This window comes from Pseudomonas sp. IT-P260 (genome assembly GCF_949768395.1).
Lineage (GTDB): Bacteria > Pseudomonadota > Gammaproteobacteria > Pseudomonadales > Pseudomonadaceae > Aquipseudomonas > Aquipseudomonas parakoreensis.
Genome location: NZ_CATKPO010000039.1, coordinates 481,903 through 501,737, shown reverse-complemented (window position 1 = coordinate 501,737; position 19,835 = coordinate 481,903). Strand labels below are relative to the sequence as shown.

Annotated in this window: 17 protein-coding genes and 1 riboswitch; of the genes, 3 read left to right on the top strand and 14 right to left on the bottom strand. The window is 60.4% G+C overall.

The features are described 5' to 3' along the window. Positions 1-42: 42 nt before the first annotated feature. A riboswitch (FMN riboswitch) is annotated at positions 43-214 on the top strand. Positions 215-315: 101 nt separating this feature from the next. Next, a complete protein-coding gene (locus ACM6HV_RS18710; RefSeq protein ID WP_041066540.1) occupies positions 316-825 on the top strand; it encodes a 6,7-dimethyl-8-ribityllumazine synthase in 510 nt (169 codons plus the stop codon). A 152-nt stretch (positions 826-977) separates the two neighbouring features. Here ACM6HV_RS18710 and astE read toward each other — a convergent pair whose 3' ends face one another. From astE to acs, 14 genes are all read right to left on the bottom strand, one after another. Then, the gene (gene astE / locus ACM6HV_RS18705) at positions 978-1,988 is read right to left on the bottom strand and encodes a succinylglutamate desuccinylase (RefSeq protein WP_414904973.1); all 1,011 of its coding nucleotides are present in this window, start codon (positions 1,986-1,988) and stop codon (positions 978-980) included. A 12-nt stretch (positions 1,989-2,000) separates the two neighbouring features. After that, the gene (locus ACM6HV_RS18700) at positions 2,001-2,288 is read right to left on the bottom strand and encodes a hypothetical protein (RefSeq protein WP_007963090.1); all 288 of its coding nucleotides are present in this window, start codon (positions 2,286-2,288) and stop codon (positions 2,001-2,003) included. Between the two features lie 57 nt (positions 2,289-2,345). Further along, a complete protein-coding gene (astB, locus tag ACM6HV_RS18695; protein WP_247267110.1) occupies positions 2,346-3,692 on the bottom strand; it encodes an N-succinylarginine dihydrolase in 1,347 nt (448 codons plus the stop codon). A 142-nt stretch (positions 3,693-3,834) separates the two neighbouring features. Further along, positions 3,835-5,304 (bottom strand): succinylglutamate-semialdehyde dehydrogenase, encoded by a 1,470-nt coding sequence (astD, locus tag ACM6HV_RS18690; RefSeq protein ID WP_186448460.1) that lies wholly within the window; start codon positions 5,302-5,304, stop codon positions 3,835-3,837. Further along, positions 5,301-6,326: an arginine N-succinyltransferase gene (gene astA / locus ACM6HV_RS18685; protein WP_086794680.1), complete on the bottom strand. Its 1,026-nt coding sequence runs from the start codon at positions 6,324-6,326 to the stop codon at positions 5,301-5,303. The genes astD and astA overlap by 4 nt, the downstream gene beginning before the upstream one ends. A 51-nt stretch (positions 6,327-6,377) precedes the next feature. Further along, positions 6,378-7,397 carry an arginine/ornithine succinyltransferase subunit alpha gene (aruF, locus tag ACM6HV_RS18680; RefSeq protein WP_025112905.1) on the bottom strand — a complete coding sequence of 340 codons (1,020 nt, stop codon included), beginning with the start codon at positions 7,395-7,397 and terminating at the stop codon, positions 6,378-6,380. A gap of 238 nt (positions 7,398-7,635) precedes the next feature. Then, the gene (locus ACM6HV_RS18675) at positions 7,636-8,856 is read right to left on the bottom strand and encodes an aspartate aminotransferase family protein (protein WP_414904972.1); all 1,221 of its coding nucleotides are present in this window, start codon (positions 8,854-8,856) and stop codon (positions 7,636-7,638) included. A gap of 409 nt (positions 8,857-9,265) precedes the next feature. Beyond that, entirely contained in the window at positions 9,266-10,258 is a 993-nt protein-coding gene (gene argR, locus ACM6HV_RS18670; protein ID WP_414904971.1) for a transcriptional regulator ArgR, read from the bottom strand. Between the two features lie 246 nt (positions 10,259-10,504). After that, positions 10,505-11,269 (bottom strand): ABC transporter ATP-binding protein, encoded by a 765-nt coding sequence (locus ACM6HV_RS18665; protein ID WP_003227281.1) that lies wholly within the window; start codon positions 11,267-11,269, stop codon positions 10,505-10,507. Between the two features lie 27 nt (positions 11,270-11,296). After that, positions 11,297-12,409 (bottom strand): M14 family metallopeptidase, encoded by a 1,113-nt coding sequence (locus tag ACM6HV_RS18660; RefSeq protein WP_414904970.1) that lies wholly within the window; start codon positions 12,407-12,409, stop codon positions 11,297-11,299. 1 nt (position 12,410) lies between these two features. After that, the gene (locus ACM6HV_RS18655; protein ID WP_095668533.1) at positions 12,411-13,109 is read right to left on the bottom strand and encodes an ABC transporter permease; all 699 of its coding nucleotides are present in this window, start codon (positions 13,107-13,109) and stop codon (positions 12,411-12,413) included. Then, positions 13,106-13,795 carry an ABC transporter permease gene (locus ACM6HV_RS18650; RefSeq protein ID WP_003227287.1) on the bottom strand — a complete coding sequence of 230 codons (690 nt, stop codon included), beginning with the start codon at positions 13,793-13,795 and terminating at the stop codon, positions 13,106-13,108. The genes ACM6HV_RS18655 and ACM6HV_RS18650 overlap by 4 nt, the downstream gene beginning before the upstream one ends. Before the next feature lie 91 nt (positions 13,796-13,886). After that, the gene (locus tag ACM6HV_RS18645; protein ID WP_027612633.1) at positions 13,887-14,660 is read right to left on the bottom strand and encodes an ABC transporter substrate-binding protein; all 774 of its coding nucleotides are present in this window, start codon (positions 14,658-14,660) and stop codon (positions 13,887-13,889) included. A gap of 729 nt (positions 14,661-15,389) precedes the next feature. After that, the gene (gene acs, locus ACM6HV_RS18640) at positions 15,390-17,345 is read right to left on the bottom strand and encodes an acetate--CoA ligase (protein WP_145594406.1); all 1,956 of its coding nucleotides are present in this window, start codon (positions 17,343-17,345) and stop codon (positions 15,390-15,392) included. Positions 17,346-17,763: 418 nt separating this feature from the next. Here acs and ACM6HV_RS18635 point away from each other — a divergent pair, with 418 nt between their 5' ends. Both ACM6HV_RS18635 and ACM6HV_RS18630 read left to right on the top strand, forming a co-directional pair. Further along, positions 17,764-18,024: a DUF2790 domain-containing protein gene (locus tag ACM6HV_RS18635; RefSeq protein WP_027612631.1), complete on the top strand. Its 261-nt coding sequence runs from the start codon at positions 17,764-17,766 to the stop codon at positions 18,022-18,024. A 553-nt stretch (positions 18,025-18,577) separates the two neighbouring features. Continuing rightward, positions 18,578-19,828: a ribonucleotide-diphosphate reductase subunit beta gene (locus ACM6HV_RS18630; RefSeq protein ID WP_003227292.1), complete on the top strand. Its 1,251-nt coding sequence runs from the start codon at positions 18,578-18,580 to the stop codon at positions 19,826-19,828. Positions 19,829-19,835 lie beyond the last annotated feature (7 nt).

Sequence of the window (19,835 nt, the reverse complement as noted above, 5' to 3'; positions counted from 1 at the left end):
ATATGTGATAAAAACGCTGCGCCGCCCGAGAACGGGCGGCAAACACGTTCTCAGGGCGGGGTGCAATTCCCCACCGGCGGTAATTGCGCGCAACGCGCATAGCCCGCGAGCGCTTGGCGACGAACACGGCAAAGGCTGTGATCGGCGACAAGGTCAGCAGACCCGGTGTGATTCCGGGGCCGACGGTCATAGTCCGGATGAAGAGAGAACGGGATTGACGCCAAAGGGCCGTCCGCGCGCTTGTGTGCTCGTGCGTACCCTTGAATCCCTTTCGATTCATAACGCCCTGTTTTTCACACAAACAGGAGTCAGAACATGCAACCCACCGCTATCGACAGCAAAAGCAAACACCCCCACGGCGAACGCGTTGCGTTCATCCAGGCCTGCTGGCACAAGGAAATCGTCGACCAGAGCCGTAAGGGCTTCGTCGCCGAAATGCTCGTTCAGGGTTATCAGGAATCGGACATCGATTTCTTTGAAGTCGGCGGCGCCTTTGAAATGCCTCTGCACGCCAAGTTGCTGGCCAAGACCGGCCGTTATGCCGGCATCGTCGCGGCTGCTCTGGTCGTGGACGGCGGCATCTACCGTCACGAGTTCGTTGCCCAGTCAGTGGTCAGCGGCCTGATGCAGGTGCAGCTGGAAACCGAAGTGCCGGTGTTCTCGGTATCCCTGACCCCGCATCACTTCCATGCCGGTGAAGAGCATCAGAAATTCTTCTTCGAGCACTTCGTGCACAAGGGTCAGGAAGCGGCGCGGACTTGCGCGGATACGCTGCAGAAGGTTCGTGCGCTGCGTCGCAGTGAGCCGCGTGCGGTAGCGGTCTGACGCCGAGTGAGGTTTTGACCTCACTCATATCAAATGTGGGAGCGAGCCTGCTCGCGAAGAGGGACTGCCAGTCGACGATAAGTTGATTGATAGACCGCTTTCGCGAGCAGGCTCGCTCCCACATTGGTTTTGTGCCGATTCAAATGTCGCTATCAGGCGAGGTTTTCGTCGGTGGCCGGCACGATCAGAATGCCGGCTCGCAAACCGTTCTTGACCTTGGGGTTCGGGAAGATGATTCGTGCGCCCTCTTCCTCGATGATCCAGCGGGTATTGGCCAGATCTTCGGCCAGCAGATAACCCACATCCAATTCAGAAAAGTTCTCGATGTCCGCCGGCAGGTTCAGGCGGAACGCATCGCTGTGCTTGATGATTTCCCGGGCGACGCTGAACAGCTGCAAACCCTCCAGTCCCTCTGCAGCCAGGTCCGGCTCCTTGCCTTCGATGATCTGCTTCAGGCGGGTTTCCAGCCGCGACACATCCACCCCTTGGTTCTGCCCGAACGGCCGCGCCTTGCCCAGCTCAAGAGTGAAAGCCTCGGCGCCGAGCTTGTCGTAGGTGTAGGAGCTGAACACGATCGACGGCTTGTTCTGCAGCAGCACCGCGTCCATCCCGGCGGCGCGCAGACGCGCCAGTTCGCGGCGCGAATGCTGACGTCCTTCTTTCCACGGGTACAGGGCGAACTGCTCGATCTTCGAACCACGAATCGCGGTGTGCAGGTCGTAGTGCAGACGCTGACGGTCCGGCAGGCTGAAGAAACTCGCCGCCAGCCGTTCCAGCTCGCAGGCGCGGATGGCTTCAGAACCGCTGGTTTGTTCATGCCGGCCGTTGAACAGCCGATTGACGTCCTGCTCGACGAAGCGCTCGCCCTTGCGGATCGCTTCCGGGTTGCCGAACAGGAACAGAATGCGTGCACGCGGCTTCAGATCGCCGCGAGCGATGTCATGCAGCAGCCGATCGAGCAACTCGATCGGCGCTGTTTCGTTACCGTGGATACCTGCCGACAGCAGCAGGTCCAGGCCATTGTCGCGCGCTTCGGGCGGCCGGACTTCCAGCGCACCCTCGCTCAACCAGCGCATGCGCACGCCTTCGACAGTCAGTTGAGTCTTCTCCGCCGGTTCGCGGCCGGCGAGGGTCAGTTCAAGCAGTTTGCCGAGGGCGAGCATAGAGCGGTTTCCTTAGTGATCGTGGTTGCAATCCGGGCCGTGCACGTGGTCTTCGTCACCGACTTCAGCCGGTTCCATTTCCAGTTGCAGACTGACCAGATTAGTTGCCAATGGGCGCAGCAGCAGGTTGGCGTACTCTTCGTCACCTTCCTCGACGTCCACGCCGATCAGCAGCTGGCCACGGCCGTCCTGCTGGATCCACAGCTCTTTGCCTTGCCACATGACCGCGACGCGGGTGCACGAGGTTTGCAGTTGCGTGCCGTCGGTGTCTTCAAGGATCAGCTGCAGGGAATCGCTCATGTTTTTACTCTCTTGGGGAGACAAGCCGCGCGCCGCGTTCAGGCAACGCGCCGGCCATCAATTGATCTGGAATGGATAAACCGCGCCCAGTTTAAGGATTTGCGTCAGTTCATCCAGTGCCGTCCGGCATTCAAGCAGCAATTGCGGGTCCGCCAGATCGGTTTCGCTCAGGCGGTCGCGGTAGTGCTTTTCAACCCATGCGGTCAACGAACCGTACAACGGGGCCGTCATGATAACCCCTGGGTTGACCGCCGCCAGCTCGGTTTCGTTGAGCGCGACGCGCAGTCGCAGGCACGCCGGGCCACCGCCGTTCTGCATGCTCTGCTTGAGGTCGAAGACTTTGACTTCGCGGATCAGGCCGCCGGAGCTGGTCAGACCTTGCAGGTAGTTCCACACGCGTTCGTTGCCACGGCATTCTTCCGGCACGATCAGCAGCATCGAGCCGTCAGGACGCGACAGCAACTGGCTGTTGAACAGGTAGGAGCGCACCGCATCGTCCACGGTGACCGCCGAACGCGGCACGCAGACCGACTGGAACTGGCCGCCGACCTTGGCCAGTTTGCCCTGCAACTCGGCCAGCATCTGTTCGGTGTCGAGGAACGCGTCCTCGTGATAGAACAGCACCTCGCCGTTACCCACCGCGATCACGTCGTTGTGGAATACGCCCTGGTCGATCACCGCCGGGTTCTGCTGCGCGTAAACCACGCCCTCGTCACGCAGACCGTGCAGACGCGCCACCGCTTGCGAGGCTTCCAGCGTCTGGCGCGCCGGGTACTTCTGAGGCGCCGGGTAACGGGTGTCGAAGGCACTGCGACCGAACACGAAGAACTCGACACCGGCCTCGCCGTACTCACGGCAGAAACGCGTGTGGTTGGCCGCGCCTTCGTCACCGAATTGCGCCACCGCCGGCAACGCGGCGTGGTGGGCGAAGTGTTGCTGATCGGCGAACATCGCGCCGAGCACGCGGCTGGTGGTCGGGTGTTCGATACTGCGGTGGTATTTGCAGTTGAGGTTGGCGGCGGTGAAGTGCACGCGACCGTCAGCGGTGTCGGCACTCGGGCTGACGGTGGCGGCATTCGCCACCCACATGCTCGACGCCGAGCAACTGGCAACCAGCAACGGCATGGCTTCTTTTGCGGCGCGCTCGATCACTTGCGCGTCGCTGCCGCTGAAACCCAGGCGGCGCAATGCGGCCACGTCCGGACGCTCCTGCGGCGCCAGCACGCCTTGCTGAAAGCCCATTTCCATCAGCGCTTTCATTTTCGCCAGGCCTTGCAGCGCCGCTTCCTTCGGGTTCGAGGACTGCTGGCTGTTGCTCTGGGACGCGACGTTGCCGTAGGACAGACCGCCGTAGTTATGGGTCGGCCCCACTAGACCGTCAAAATTGACTTCATAGGATTTCATCAGCGAGGCTCCACGAGAATCTGTTGTTATAGGCTTCAGTAACTAACTGTTCAGTGCGACCGCGTCGCGGCTTTCGCGAGCAGGCTCGCTCCCACAGGGAAATGCATTCCAATGTGGGAGCGAGCCTGCTCGCGAATAGGCATCACACCATTTTCACGCCAGGCGTCAGGGCCGCCGGCAACACCAGACTTGGGGTTTCCAGCGAGGCCACCGGGTACGCGCAGTAATCCGCCGCGTAATAGGCACTGGCGCGATGGTTGCCCGAAGCGCCGACACCGCCGAACGGCGCGCTGCTCGCGGCACCGGTCAGTTGTTTGTTCCAGTTGACGATACCGGCGCGGCTTTCCAGCCAGAACTGCTGATAACGATCTTCGGAATCCGACAGCAAGCCAGCCGCCAGGCCATAAGCGGTGTCGTTGGCCTCAGCGATCGCCGCAGCGAAATCGGCGTAGCGGATCACTTGCAGCAACGGGCCGAACAATTCTTCGTCCGGACGCTCGGCCACGGCGGTCACATCAAGAATGCCCGGGGTCAGCAAGGCCGATTGCGCTTGCGGCTGAGTCATCGCCAGCAGCGACACCGCGCCATTGGCCAGCAGGTGTTGCTGGGCATCCATCAGCGCTTTCGCCGCGCCAAGGGAAATCACCGAGCCCATGAACGGCGCCGGCTGCTGATCGAACGCACCGACCTCGATCGTCGCGCTGACTTCCACCAGACGCTTGAGCAGGCTGTCGCCCCACGCGCCTTGCGGCACCAGCAGACGACGGGCGCAGGTGCAACGCTGACCGGCGGAGATGAAAGCCGACTGAATGATCGTGTACACCGCAGCATCCAGATCAGCCACCTGATCGACCACCAGCGGGTTGTTGCCGCCCATTTCCAGCGCGAGGATCTTGTCCGGACGCCCGGCAAACTGCTGGTGCAGGTGATTGCCGGTGCGGCTCGAACCGGTGAAGAACAGACCGTCGATGCCCGGGTTCGCCGCCAGGGCGATACCGGTTTCGCGAGCGCCTTGCAGCAGGTTCAACACGCCGGCCGGCAGACCGGCTTCAATCCAGCACTTGACCGTCAGCTCGGCGACTTTCGGCGTCAGCTCGCTTGGCTTGAACAGCACACTGTTACCGGCCAGCAGCGCCGGCACGATGTGGCCGTTCGGCAAGTGGCCAGGGAAGTTGTAAGGGCCGAACACCGCCACCACACCGTGTGGCTTGTGGCGCAACACGGCGGTGGCGTCGCCCAGCGGGCCGCTCTTCTCGCCGGTACGTTCGCGGTAGCTCTGCACCGAGATCGCAATCTTGTTGACCATGCTGGTGACTTCGGTCGCGGCTTCCCACAGGGGTTTGCCGGTTTCCTCACCGATGGTGCGGGCCAGTTCGTCGCTGTGGTTTTTCAGGGCGGCGGCAAAGGCTTCGAGGACGCTGATGCGCTCATCCAGCGAACGCCGCGCCCAACCCGGAAAGGCCTGACGCGCCGCCTGCACGGCGGACTCGACCTGAGCGGCGGTGGCGCCCTCCCCCGACCACAGCACTTGCTGGGTCACCGGGTTCAGCGACTGGAAGGCTTCGCCCTGACCGGCCAGCCATTCACCTGCGATGTATAGCGAATTCATTATTTCGACTCCCGAGCAGCAGACAACGCCACGGCGCGTACTTGATCGCCGGCGTTGAGTTGAAGACGTTTGGCGGTCAGCGGATCGACCACCAGCGTGCCGGCAGCCAGACGAGCCGGGGCAGCCGTAATGCGGCAATCTTCGCGCTTGCGGTTATGGATGATGAACGGCGTGGCGTCTTCGCCCGGCGTACCGATCGCCAGCACCAGCGCTTCGCTGTCGCGCACCGCGCGGATCTTGCTGGTTTCGCACTCGATGGCCGGGCCGGCATCGAAGATGTCGACGTAGCCCTGATAGCTGAAACCTTCGCTCTTGAGCATCGCCAGCGCCGGCTCGGTGTCCGGGTGCACCTGACCGATGACGTTGCGCGCATCCGGCGACAGGAAGCAGGTGTACAGCGGGAATTTCGGCATCAGTTCGGCGATGAACGCCTTGTTGCCGACGCCGGTCAGGTAGTCGGCCTGGCTGAATTCCATCTTGAAAAAGTGCCGACCGAGGCTTTCCCAGAACGGCGAACGACCGGCCTCATCGGAGACGCCGCGCATCTCGGCGATGATCTTGTTGCCGAACAGTTCCGGAAACTCGGCGATGAACAGCATGCGTGCCTTGGACAGCATGCGGCCGTTCAGGCCGGTGCGGTAATCGGCGTGCAGGAACAGCGAGCACAGCTCGGAGTTGCCGGTCAGGTCGTTGGCCAGGAACAGCGTCGGAATCTCGCGATAAATGTTCAGTTCTTGCGAGGCGCTGACGGTCAGGCCGACGCGGAAGTTGTACCACGGCTCACGCAGACCGACCGCGCCGGCGATGGCGGAAATCCCCACCACGCGACCGTTGTCGTCTTCGAGCACGAACAGGTAGTCCGCATCGCCACGGCCGGCTTCGCCGCGAAAGGTCTTCTCGGCCCAGCCGACCCGGTGGGTCAGGCGCTCTTCGTTGGCCGGCAAAGTGGTCAGGCCGGTGCCGGTGCTGCGGGCCAGGTCGATCAGCGCGGATAAATCGCTGCTGCGTACGGGACGAACAATCATGCTATCTCCTCAAACGGGCCGCCTTCGCCACCCGTGAAACTCGCTAAGGCGTTAAACCGCCACCAGGCGCACGCTGGCACCTTCACCGACGCCCAGGGCTTCGGCTGCTTCCAGATCCAGGGTCACCGGTTTGCCCGGCGCGTAATCGAGTTCCAGCAGCACCGCGCGGTAATCCTGCAACTGCGCGTTGGCCACCAGATACTGGCGCCCGGCACCTTTGACCGGCTCGCCGATCTTCACCGGCACCACACGGCTCTGGGCGATCGAACGGATCCCCGAAACACGCGCATGCAGGGTCGGGCCACCGTCGAAAATGTCGATGTAGTGATCGGTCTCGAAGCCTTCGCGCATCAGGATGTCGAAGGTGATCTGCGCACGCGGGTGCACCTGGCCCATCGCTTCCTGAGCGGAATCCGGCAGCAGCGGCACGTAGATCGGGTAATGCGGCATCAGTTCGGCGAGGAACGTGCGGCTCTTCAGACCGCACAGGCGCTCAGCTTCGGCGTAGTTGAGGTCGAAGAAGTTGCGACCGATTGCATCCCAGAATGGCGAGTCGCCGTTCTCGTCGCTGTAGCCGACGATCTCGGTCACCACCGAATCGGCGAAACGCTCCGGGTGGCTGGCGACGAACAGCAGGCGACCACGGGAATTGAGCTCGGCCCACGGCGACCCCACCAGCTCACGCTGCACGTAGAAACTGGTCAGCAAGCTGTTGCCGGTCAGGTCGTGGCATTGCGAGAGCACGTGGATCTTGTTGTGGATCTTCAGCTCACGGGAGGCGTGGACGAAGGTCTCGTTGCGGAAGCTGTAGAACGGCTCGGAGTAACCGGCCGAGGCGACAATGGCCGAGCAGCCGACCAGTTTGCCGGTGGCGGTGTCTTCAAGAACGAAGAAGTAGCTCTCTTCACCGTTGAAACTCACTTCGGCAGCGAACGAGGCTTCGCTTGCAGCGATCTTGTCGCTCAGGCGTTCCACGTCATCCGGCAAGGAAGTGACACCAATCGGGCTATCCGCAGCCAGCCGCTGTACCTCGCCCAGATCAGCCATTTGCGCAGGGCGCATCACCAGCATGGTGTCACTCCTTTCTCTTATAAAAATCACAGAAAAAACACCGGACATTGTGGGAGCGGGCTTTTGTGGTGAGGGGATTTATCCCCGATGGGGCGCGTAGCGGCCCTCAAAAAGCTTGGGGCTGCTGCGCAGCCCATCGGGGATAAATCCCCTCACCACAAGCCCGCTCCCACATTTGATATTGCCCGGTATCAAAATTGGGTTCGACGCCCGATATCCCCGGGCGCCGAAGGGTCTATCAGGCTTGCGTCAGTGCGGCGGCGGCGCGTTCGAAGCGGTCGAGACCGGCGTCGATATCGGCGTCTTCCACCACTAGGCTCGGGGCAAAACGAATCACGTCCGGGCCGGCCTGCAGAATCATCAGGCCTTCTTTTTCAGCGGCGTTGAAGATGTCCTTGGCTTTGCCTTTCCAGGCATCGCTCAGCACGCAACCGATCAACAGACCGAGGCCACGCACCTGAGTGAACAGGCCGTACTTCTCGCCAATCTGCTGCAGGCGGGTCTTGAATTTGTCGTGCTTGGCGTTGACGCCGCTCAGCACCTCAGGGGTGTTGATCACGTCGATCACCGCTTCGGCTACCGAACACGCCAGCGGGTTGCCACCGTAGGTGGTGCCGTGGGTGCCGACCACCAGATGCTTGGCCAGCGCTTCGGTGGTCAGCATCGCGGCGATCGGGAAGCCACCGCCCAGGCTCTTGGCGCTGGTCAGGATATCCGGGGTCACGCCGTAGTGCTGGTAAGCGAACAGATGGCCGGTACGGCCCATGCCGGTCTGCACTTCGTCGAACACCAGCAGCGCGTTGTGCGCGTCGCACAGTTCACGGGCACCTTGCAGGTAAGCCAGTTCGGCCGGCAGTACACCGCCCTCGCCCTGGATCGGTTCCAGCACGACCGCACAGGTCTTGTCGGAAACCGCCGCTTTCAGCGCGGCCAGATCGTTGTAAGGGACGTGGGTGATGCCGGTGATTTTCGGACCGAAACCGTCGGAGTACTTCGACTGGCCACCGACGTTGACGGTGAACAGGGTACGGCCATGGAAGCTGTTGAGCGCAGCGATGATCTCGTACTTCTCGCTGCCGAAACGGTCGAACGCCACGCGACGGGCCAGCTTGAAGGCGGCCTCGTTGGCTTCGGCGCCGGAGTTGCAAAAGAACACGCGCTCGGCGAACGTGGCGTCGATCAGCTTGTGCGCAAGGCGCAGGGCCGGCTCGTTGGTGAACACGTTGGACACGTGCCACAGCTTGTTCGCCTGTTCGGTCAGCGCACCGACCAGCGCCGGATGCGCATGGCCCAATACGTTAACGGCAATCCCGCCGGCGAAGTCGATCAGCTCGCGGCCGCTCTGGTCCCAGACGCGGGAACCGGCGCCACGCACCGGAATAAAAGCGGCGGGCGCGTAGTTGGGAACCATTACCTGGTCGAAATCGGCGCGTTCTACCGCAGCGTGCTCAACGGACATCGGAGTCTCCTGAAGAGGAACACCCGCCTGAAACTGGCGAGCGATGGGGGGATTGTAAGGACAGTTTTCAGCCCGGCCTTGTCGCCAAGCGACAACTTCTTATAGCGCAAACCCCGGATTTTCCCGGGTTTACGGCAATGCGACATATAGCGTCGCAAAGGCGCAGTTTAACTGGCCGCAGCCGTTTGCGGCAGTTGGCTGATTTGTACCCGAGAACGAATTGGCGAGTGCGGTATATATGTACCGCACATCATCCTGAAGAGCCGTTTTTACCGGGCGGACTTTTCCAGCGCAGGCAACCGCCCACGCGCCGAAACAACCGGGCAACCCGATACACCCACGAAGAGAGATGAAAGAGGCCAGGGTCGACGCTGCAAAACACTCGGCTCGCCCCTGAACAGGACGCGGATCAACCGCGCTCTGGCGGCACCGACGACAGTTCGAAAGGACTGCTGCTGCGTCGTTGATTGCGATCTTCCCGTGGCGTCGCGCCGAAGAAGTTGCGGTAGGCACTGGAGAAATGCGGCCCGGAAGAGAAACCGCAGGACAGGCCGATCTGAATGATCGACTTGCTGGTCTGCATCAACATCTGCCGGGCCTTGTTCAGGCGCAATTCCAGGTAGTACTGGCTCGGCACGCGGTTGAGGTATTGCTTGAAGATCCGCTCCAGTTGCCGACGGGACACGCACACGTGCTGGGCGATTTCGTCGGTGGTCAGCGGTTCTTCGATGTTGGCTTCCATCAGCAACACCGCTTGGGTGAGCTTCGGATGGCTGGAACCAAGGCGGTTCTGCAGCGGAATGCGCTGGCGTTCGCCGCCCTCGCGGATGCGCTCGACCACCAGTTCTTCGGACACCGCACCGGCCAGCTCGGCCCCATGATCACGGGCCAGCACCGCCAGCAGCAGATCGAGCACCGACATGCCGCCACACGCGGTCAGGCGATCGCGATCCCAGTCGAACAGGTGACTGGTGGCGATGACTTTCGGGAAACGCTCAGCGAAATCGTCCTGCCAGCGCCAGTGCACGGCTGCACGATAACCGTCGAGCAGACCGAGCTGCGCCAACGGATAGACACCGGCCGACAGACCACCGATCACACAGCCGGCACGCACCAGTTGCTTGAGCGCGCTGCTAAGGGCCGGGGCCAGCGTGGTCGGTGGCTCGTCGGCGAGCAGGAACAGTTTCTGGAAGTTTTCCAGCTTGCCGGTCCAGGCTCCGCCGGGCAGTTGCCAGGCTCCGCCGGCCGCCGCTTCAGGACTGGCTTCGGCCTGCAGGAACGACAGTTCGTAAACCACCTCCGGATGCACCCGCTGAGCAACACGCAAGGCCTCCTCCGCCAGCGCCAGCGTCAGAGCTTTAGTGCTGGGCCAAATCAGGAAACCAATTCGATGGGCAGTCATGGGCGGGCAATCCGAAACGAAGAACGGTGATGAAGGCATGGGCCAATGCTAGCCCGTAAATGAACGCAAATCTCGAAACCTGCACAGCGCCCACTGTAGGAGCTGTCGAGTGAAACGAGGCTGCGATCTTTTGATTTTCAAAAGCGAGGGCAAAAGATCGCAGCCTTCGGCAGCTCCTACAGGGGATTGGAGCCAGCCTTCAGGCTGCGAAGCATGCACTATTCCGGTGCATATCGGCAGCTCTGATTACTTCAAGCTGCCCGAGAGGAACTGCTGCAAGCGCTCCGATTGCGGATTGACCAGCACTTCGCGCGGGTTGCCGCTCTCTTCAACGACACCTTTGTGCAGGAACACCAACTGGTTCGACACTTCACGGGCGAAGCCCATTTCGTGCGTGACCACGACCATGGTGCGGCCTTCCTGGGCCAGAGCCTGCATCACCTTCAGAACATCACCGACCAGTTCCGGATCGAGCGCCGACGTCGGCTCGTCGAACAGCATCACTTCCGGCTCCATCGCCAGCGCACGGGCAATCGCCACACGCTGCTGCTCGCCACCGGACATGTGCCCAGGGAATGCGTCTTTGCGATGCGCCACGCCAACCTTGTTCAGGTAGTGCTCGGCTTTCTCGCGCGCTTCGGCCTTGGATACGCCCAGCACGTGGACCGGCGCTTCCATGATGTTTTCCAGCGCGGTCATGTGCGACCACAGGTTGAAATGCTGGAACACCATCGACAGGCGCGAACGCATGCGCTGCAGCTGTTTCGGATCAGCGGCTTTCAGCGCGCCGTCCTTGTTGGCCACCAGTTTCAGCTCTTCGTTGTTGAGCAGGATCTTGCCCGCGTGCGGCTGCTCAAGCAGGTTGATGCAGCGCAGGAAAGTACTTTTGCCGGAGCCACTGGAGCCGATGATGCTGATCACATCGCCGGCTGCCGCTTTCAGGGACACGCCCTTGAGCACTTCGTGACTGCCATAGCGTTTATGCAGGTCTTGGACTTCAAGTTTGTACATGCGGTCGGTTCTCACAAAAACAGTCAGTCAGTCGTTGAGCAAGCGCCCGTGACGCAGCGCTTCGCGCCCCGCCACCTTGGCCAGCCAGAAACCGGGTTGGGCATAGCGCAGCCGTTCAATGGCAAACAGCACCCCGGAGGTACCAGCACACACCGTGCTGACCCGATCGGACACAGGATCGATCACTTCGAAAATCTCATCCCCGGCTTCAACCCACTCGCCGGGTTTACGCAGAAAGCTCACCACACCGGGGTGCGGCGCCAACAGTAATTCAGTGCCTTCGAACGGCATGCCTTCGCACGGTTCGCTGGCCGGCTTCGGCCACTCGCCAGTGATCAGGCCTTGCTCGGCGAGGAACGCCAGAATGCCTTCGGCCCAGGCCAGCGCATCGACGCGGTCGGTATTGGCCTGACCGCCCAGCTCGACAGTCGTCGCCAGGCACGCCAGCGGAATCTGCGCGTCCGGGAACTGCCGCGACAGGCGCAGCCACGGCAACGAGCACGCTTCATCGAAGGAGCTGCCGCCGGAATCTTCCGCAAGCAGACCGACCTTCACATTCAGGTGCGCGGCCAGCGAACGCCACTGCGGCCAATGTTGCGGCAGTGCATACATGTGCAGCGCGGCTTCGGCATCGCAGTGCAAGTCCAGCACCACGTCAGCGGTGCAGGCATGGCTGAGCAACACGCGCTGCATGCCTTGCAACTGGCTGCCCGCCTCGGGCAATGCTGTCAGATGATCAGCCATGGCCTGACGGATCAGGCGAATGTTGGCGTGCGGATCGTCACCGAGACGCTCGGCCAGCGCCGCCGCAACCGGCGCGCTCAGCTCGACGAAATCGCGGTTGAAATTCTTGCCGCTACCCGCCTCGAACCGTCCCTGATGATTGCCTTGCAGCAATTGGCCGAGGCCCAGCGGGTTGGCGACCGGCACCAGCTCGATCACGCCGTTGAGCAGGCCTTGGGCTTCGAGTTCGCCAAGGCGCTTTTTCAGCTCCCAGGCGGTGCGCATGCCCGGCAGTTCATCAGCGTGCAGGCTGGCCTGAATGTAGGCCTTGCGCTCGCCCTGGCCAAAACGGAAGACCGAGATCTTGCGCTCGCTGCCCAGATGGCTCCACGGCAATACGTGGTCGATGCGTTCCATATCAGTGCTTCCGCGGGGCCAGGTAGCTCAGCCAGCGACGCTCGGCCAGCTTGAACAGCTTCACCAGAATGAAGGTCAGGCACAGGTAGAACAGGCCAGCGGTGATGTACGCCTCGAACGGCAGGTAGTACTGCGCGTTGACGGTACGGGCCGCGCCGGTGATGTCGATCAGGGTCACGATGGACGCCAGACTGGTGGTCTGCAGCATCATGATCACTTCGTTGCTGTATTGCGGCAGCGCCCGACGCAAGGCCGATGGCAACAGGATGCGCTTGTACATCTTGAAGCGCGACATGCCCATCGCCTTGGCGGCTTCGATCTCGCCGTTCGGCGTGGCCTTGAGGCTGCCGGCGATGATTTCGGCGGTGTAGGCGCTGGTGTTGATCGCGAAGGCCAGGCACGCACAGAACGTCGCGCTGGACAGCCACGGCCACATGAAGCTTTCACGTACGGCTTCGAACTGGGCCAGACCGTAGTAGATCAAGAACAGCTGCACCAGCATCGGCGTGCCGCGAATCACGTAGGTATAAAGCCACGCAATGCCGTTGACCGCGGTGTTCTTGGAAACGCGCATCAGGCCCAGCGGCAGTGCCGCCAGCAGACCAAACAACAGCGACAGCGCGAGCAGTTTGAGGGTGGTCAGCAGGCCGCCGAGGTACAGCGGCATGGCCTCCCAAATGACGTTGTAGTCGAAGATCATAGATCAGCCGCCCTTACGCCTACCGAGTAGCGCTTCTCAAGGTGACGCAGCGCCAGCAACGAGACACTGGTGATCACCAGGTACATCGCCGCCACTGCGAGGAAGAAGGTGAAAGGCTCGCGGGTGGCATCTGCCGCCTGCTTGGCCTTGAACATCATGTCTTGCAGACCGACCACAGAAATCAGCGCGGTGGCCTTGGTCAGCACCAGCCAGTTGTTGGTGAAGCCGGGAATCGCCAGGCGAATCATCTGCGGCACCATCACCCGGAAAAACACCTGAAAACTGCTCATGCCGTACGCCATGCCCGCTTCGGCCTGGCCCTTGGGGATCGCCATGAACGCACCACGGAAGGTTTCCGACAGGTAGGCGCCGAAGATGAAACCGAGGGTGCCGATACCGGCGGCCAGCGGGTTCAGGTCGATGTAGTCGTCATAGCCAAGCATCGGCGCGACGCGGTTGAGCAGGTCCTGACCGCCGTAGAAGATCAGCAGGATCAGCACCAGGTCGGGAATCCCGCGAATCACCGTGGAATACAGATCGCCCAGCCACGCCAGCCAGCGAATCGGCGACAGGCGCAATGCGACCCCGATCAGCCCGAGAACGATGGCTAGGGCCATGGACGACAAGGCGAGCTGAAGCGTCAGCCATGCGCCATCGAGGATGACAGCCCCGTAGCCTTTCAACATGATTCAGGTCCTCGAAAGTTGGGATGAAAAAATGGCGCAAACCGCAGAGATCCTGTTGCTTGCGCCATTTCTGACTTGTCGCAGAGACGTGTTACTTGCCGTAGATATCGAAGGCGAAGTACTTGTCCTGGATAGCTTTGTATTTACCGTTTTCACGGATAGCCGCGATCGCAGCGTTGATCTTGTCTTTCAGCGCGTCGCCCTTGCGCACCGCGATGCCTACGCCGTCGCCGAAGTATTTGACGTCGGTGAACTGCGGGCCGACGAAGGCGAAGCCTTTGCCGGAGTCAGTGTTCAGGAAGCCGTCCTGCAGCAGGGTGGCGTCCGCGACGGTACCGTCGAGGCGACCGGCGGCCACGTCGAGGTAGATTTCGTTCTGCGAACCGTATGGCTTGATCTCGGCGCCCAGCGGGGCCAGGACTTCGCGGGCGAAACGCTCATGGATCGAACCACGTTGCACGCCGATGTTCTTGCCCTTGAGCTCAGACAGGTTGTCGCTGACAACAGTACCTTGCTTCATGACCAGACGGGCCGGGGTGTTGTAGTACTTGTTGGTGAAGTCCACGGACTTCTTGCGGTCTTCGGTGATCGACATGGACGACAGGATCGCGTCGATCTTGCGCACTTTCAGTGCCGGGATCAGACCGTCGAACTCTTGCTCGACCCACTGGCACTTGACCTTCATTTCTTCACACAGGGCATTGCCGATGTCGTAGTCGAAACCAACGATGCTGCCATCCGGCGCTTTGGAAGCGAACGGAGGGTAAGCCGCTTCGATACCGATCTTCAGAGGTTTTTCATCAGCGAAGGAATTCAGCGACAGCACGGACAGTGCCAGGGCGCCAAGCAGCACAAGTTTCTTCATCTTGGGACTCCATCGGTAAAGGGCAAAAACGGCAGAGTGAGCGACAGCCCAATATGCGAATGGGTGAATCGGGAAAGCGGTGCAGCATCGGTGGGAAATTTCCCGGTGAAACCACCAGGGGTTTCAACGTCAGCCACGATGAGCGAGTGATCGGCATTCTAACGACAGGCCCGAAGCCGATATTTCTTCAATGCGACAACTAATTACAGATGCACAGAGAAACCCGCTTGAGCGCATTGACAGCCTTGCAAATTCATGCAAGAGCGAAAGACAGTGAACCGATCTATGCTGCAAATTGCGGGCCTATTATTCGCAAACCCTTCTAATCCGGCAAGCGCAGCGTTGGGTCTTATTTTTCACCGGGGATTTTGAGGCTCTAAAACGGGGCGATGCGTTTCCCTTCGCCCCGGTTTGACGCGGGCGGTTACACATTCGGTTACGTGGAAGGCAGGCGGTAACAGCGGGAAATGGCTTGCGGGGGAGATCGATAATTATTGGTGGGTGGGGCCTGCGTTCCGACAGCGGGCTACACGGGCGTCAGCCAAGTTGCCTTCGCGAGCAGGCTCGCTCCCACAGGGTTCTGCATTTTGTCTGAAGGTACTCAGTCAAACTGTGGGAGCGAGCCTGCTCGCGAAGAGGCCAGCCCGCCCCCCCCACAAAAACTCCAGATACAAAAAAGCCCCACCCGGCATACACCGGACGGGGCTTTGTTCTTTTCAGACGTTCTACTTAAGCCACATTCATCGTCTTGTGCGTATCAATCAAATGCTGCACCACACTCGGGTCCGCCAGGGTCGAGATATCGCCCAGCCCTTCGTACTCCGCCGTGGCGATCTTGCGCAGAATCCGCCGCATGATCTTGCCCGAACGAGTCTTCGGCAGCCCCGGCGCCCACTGGATCACATCCGGCGAAGCAATCGGGCCGATCTCTTTGCGCACCCAGTTCTTCAGTTCCAGGCGCAGTTGCTCGCTCGGCTCTTCGCCATTCTTCAGGGTGACGTAGACATAAATGCCCTGCCCCTTGATGTCGTGCGGCACACCGACCACCGCCGCTTCGGCGACTTTCGGGTGGGCGACCATTGCGCTTTCGATCTCGGCGGTACCCATACGGTGGCCGGAGACGTTGAGCACGTCGTCGACACGCCCGGTGATCCAGTAGTAACCATCAGCGTCACGCCGCGCACCGTCACCGGTGAAGTACATGCCACGGAAGGTCTTGAAGTAGGTGTCGACAAAGCGGTCATGATCGCCATACAGCGTACGCGCCTGACCCGGCCACGAATCGAGAATCACCAGATTGCCCTCGGCCTCGCCTTCGATGATGTTGCCGAGGTTGTCGACCAGCGCCGGTACCACACCAAAGAACGGACGTGCCGCCGAACCCGGCTTCAGAGCATGCGCACCGGGCAGCGGGCTCATCATGTTGCCGCCGGTTTCGGTCTGCCACCAGGTATCGACGATCGGGCAGCGCGACTTGCCGACATTCTTGTAGTACCAGTCCCAGGCTTCCGGATTGATCGGCTCGCCCACCGAACCGAGCAGACGCAGGCTGCTGCCATCCGCACCCTCAACAGCAGCGGTACCCGACGCCATCATTGCGCGGATCGCCGTCGGCGCGGTGTAGAGGATGTTGACCTTGTGCTTGTCGACGATCTTCGCCACCCGGGTGATGTCCGGATAGTTCGGCACGCCTTCGAACAGCAGCGTGGTCGCGCCATTGGCCAGCGGGCCGTAGACGATGTAACTGTGACCGGTGACCCAGCCGACGTCGGCGGTGCACCAGTAGATTTCGCCCGGACGGTAGTCGAACACGCGCTCGTGGGTCATTGCCGCATACAGCAGATAACCGCCAGTGGTGTGCTGCACGCCCTTCGGCTTACCGGTCGAACCCGAGGTGTAAAGGATGAACAGCGCTTCTTCAGCGCCCATCTCTTTCGGCGCGCAGACGGTGCCCGCCACTTTCATCAGGTCTTCGTACCAGATGTCGCGATGCTGGTTCCACTTGATGTCGCCACCGGTGCGCTTGCACACGATGACTTTCTGGATGCTGCTGGTTTCCGGGTTGGTCAGCGCGTCGTCGACATTGGCCTTCAGCGAGATCTTCTTGCCGGCACGAATGCCTTCGTCAGCGGTGATCACCACTTTCGATTTGCAGTCGATGATCCGCCCCGCCAGCGCTTCCGGCGAGAAGCCACCGAACACCACCGAGTGAATCGCACCGATCCGGGTACAGGCCAGCATGGCGACCACGGCTTCAGGGATCATCGGCATATAGATAGTCACCACGTCGCCGCGGTGTACGTCCTGACCACGCAGGGCGTTGGCCAGTTTGCACACTTGTTCGTGCAGTTCGCGATAGGTGATGTTGCGGCTTTCGGAAGGATCGTCGCCTTCCCAGATGATTGCGACTTGATCGCCGCGCTCGGCCAGATGACGGTCGAGGCAGTTGTAGGAAACGTTCAGGGTGCCGTCGGCGAACCATTTGATGTCGACATGGTGATCGTCGAAGGAAGTCTGCTTCACCGTGGTGAAAGGCTTGATCCAGTCAAGACGCTTGGCCTGCTCGCGCCAGAAACCGTCAGGGTTGACGACCGACTGCTGGTACATGGCTTTGTAGGTCGCCTCGTCAGTCAGCGTATTGGCCAGAACCTCGGGACGAACGGGATACAGAGAAGCCGCACTCATCTTTCTTACCTCGGTGGAATAGTTGTTTTTGTATGACCCCGTTGTAGCCGGGCCGGCCCCATAGAACCATTCGACGATGGTTGTAGGAGCTGCCGCAGGCTGCGATCTTTTGATCTTGCTTTGCAAAAATCAAAGGCGAAAGATCGCAGCCTTCGGCAGCGCCTACAAGGGTTGGGCGGTGTTTTGTCGGGATTGTTACCAAAACCGCCAAAAGTGTTTATCAAAACCCCATCTGTTTACCCCCACCCCACCTGCCTAAAATCCACTCCGCCGACAAGGCAAACGCGATTAACAACGTTACAGCCCCCACGAAGGCCGTTAATCCAGCTCTCAAGTAATAACTGCAAACGATGAAGTTCCACACGCAACCCTAAAAAGGTTGCGTGACCCCACTCGACCTCAAAAAGGTAAATCTGAAATGAAAGCTTTATTGGTTCTGGCCCTCAGCAGTCTGTGCGCAACCGCCATGGCAGACGAGGTCCCGACTGATGTCGCACAGCAACAACCGGTGATCGAGGAATACACTTATTCCACTCACCTGGATATCGCCAAAGTTGTATCGATGAGCGAAGTGCCGAATGTCTGCGAAGTGGTACCGGCCAAAATGGAGTACGACGACTCCAAGGGTCAGCGCCACATCCTGCGTTACAGCGTCATGGGCAACGGCTGCACCAATTGATGATTGAGACTGCACCGAATCGGACCGCTCAGCGCCTCATTTGAGGGTCGATTCCAGCCCGGCTTCGGTCGGGCTCAGTTGTGTCTGGAGTCGTCAAAAATGCTTGCAAAACACTAGATGTAGTGAAAAACCGGTTTTTTTGTTCGTTTTTTGAGCAAATCCACAATCGCGAGATTTTTACGAAAAAAAATCTATCCCCGGCAAAGCCCTGTAAACCCGCACTCTCATCGAAAAACCAGCCTCCTCGACCGCTCCATGCGCGGATTCGCCTCAGCACAGCCGTGTTTTTTTCCCTATAATGCCGCCCTAATCGGGTCAGCAATATTCCCTTACAGGGAGCAAAAGCCATTCTGAAGCCCCGCAGCAGCGTCAACGCTGATCTGCGCCCGTCAGAGGCTCTCGGAAACCCGTACAAAATTCTGTTTTATTGCCTGCCTTGGCTGCCGCAAAAAACGATTCCTTAAGATCCAACGCGGTCTGTACGACCGTGTGAAAAACCCACCAATCAGGTTTCACACGGGGCGACAGGCCCTCACGCAGGAGACGACACGTCATGCTGAGCTGGGACGAATTCGACAAAGAAGACAGTGAAGTAGCAACCGTGAAAGGCGCCAACGCCGGCCACGCTACTGAAGCCAACATGGACCGCCTCGACAGCGCCGGCGGTGCCGCAGCGCTCGAAGCCCGCGCCGTGACCGCCGACGACTCGGCCGCCGTGGCCCGCGCCAAGGCAGCACTGGATTCCCTCGACGTCGCCGAAGGCCTCGCCGAACTCGAAGGCGCCTCCGCCCGTGTCGCCGTTGACGAAAAGCGCATGATCAACTGCCGCGCCGACCTCAACCAACTCGTACCATTCAAGTACGACTGGGCCTGGCAGAAGTACCTGGACGGCTGCGCAAACCACTGGATGCCGCAAGAAGTCAACATGACCGCCGACATCGCCCTCTGGAAAAACCCGGAAGGCCTGACCGACGACGAGCGCCGCATCGTGATGCGCAACCTCGGCTTCTTCTCCACCGCCGACTCCCTGGTTGCCAACAACCTGGTGCTGGCCGTGTACCGCCTGATCACCAACCCGGAATGCCGCCAGTACATCCTGCGCCAGGCCTTCGAAGAGGCGATCCACACCCACGCCTACCAGTACTGCATCGAATCGCTGGCCATGGATGAAGGCGAGATCTTCAACATGTACCACGAGATCCCGTCGGTCGCGAAAAAGGCAGCCTGGGGCCTGAAATACACCCGTTCGATCTCCGATCCGAAGTTCGAAACCGGCACCCCGGACACCGACAAAGAACTGCTGCGCAACCTGATCGCCTACTATTGCGTTCTGGAAGGCATCTTCTTCTACTGCGGCTTCACCCAGATCCTCTCCATGGGCCGCCGCAACAAAATGACCGGCGTCGCCGAGCAGTTCCAATACATCCTGCGCGACGAATCCATGCACCTGAACTTCGGCATCGACGTGATCAACCAGATCAAAATCGAAAACCCACACCTGTGGGACGCCGAAATGAAGGAAGAAGCGACCCAGATGATCCTGCAGGGTACGCAACTGGAAATCGAATACGCCCGCGACACCATGCCTCGCGGCGTACTGGGCATGAACGCGGCGATGATGGAGGACTACCTCAAGTTCATCGCTAACCGTCGTTTGTCGCAGATTGGTTTGAAAGAGGAATACCCAGGGACGACTAACCCGTTCCCTTGGATGAGCGAGATTATGGACTTGAAGAAAGAGAAGAATTTCTTTGAGACGCGGGTTATTGAGTATCAGACTGGTGGTGCGTTGAGCTGGGACTAAATTTTTC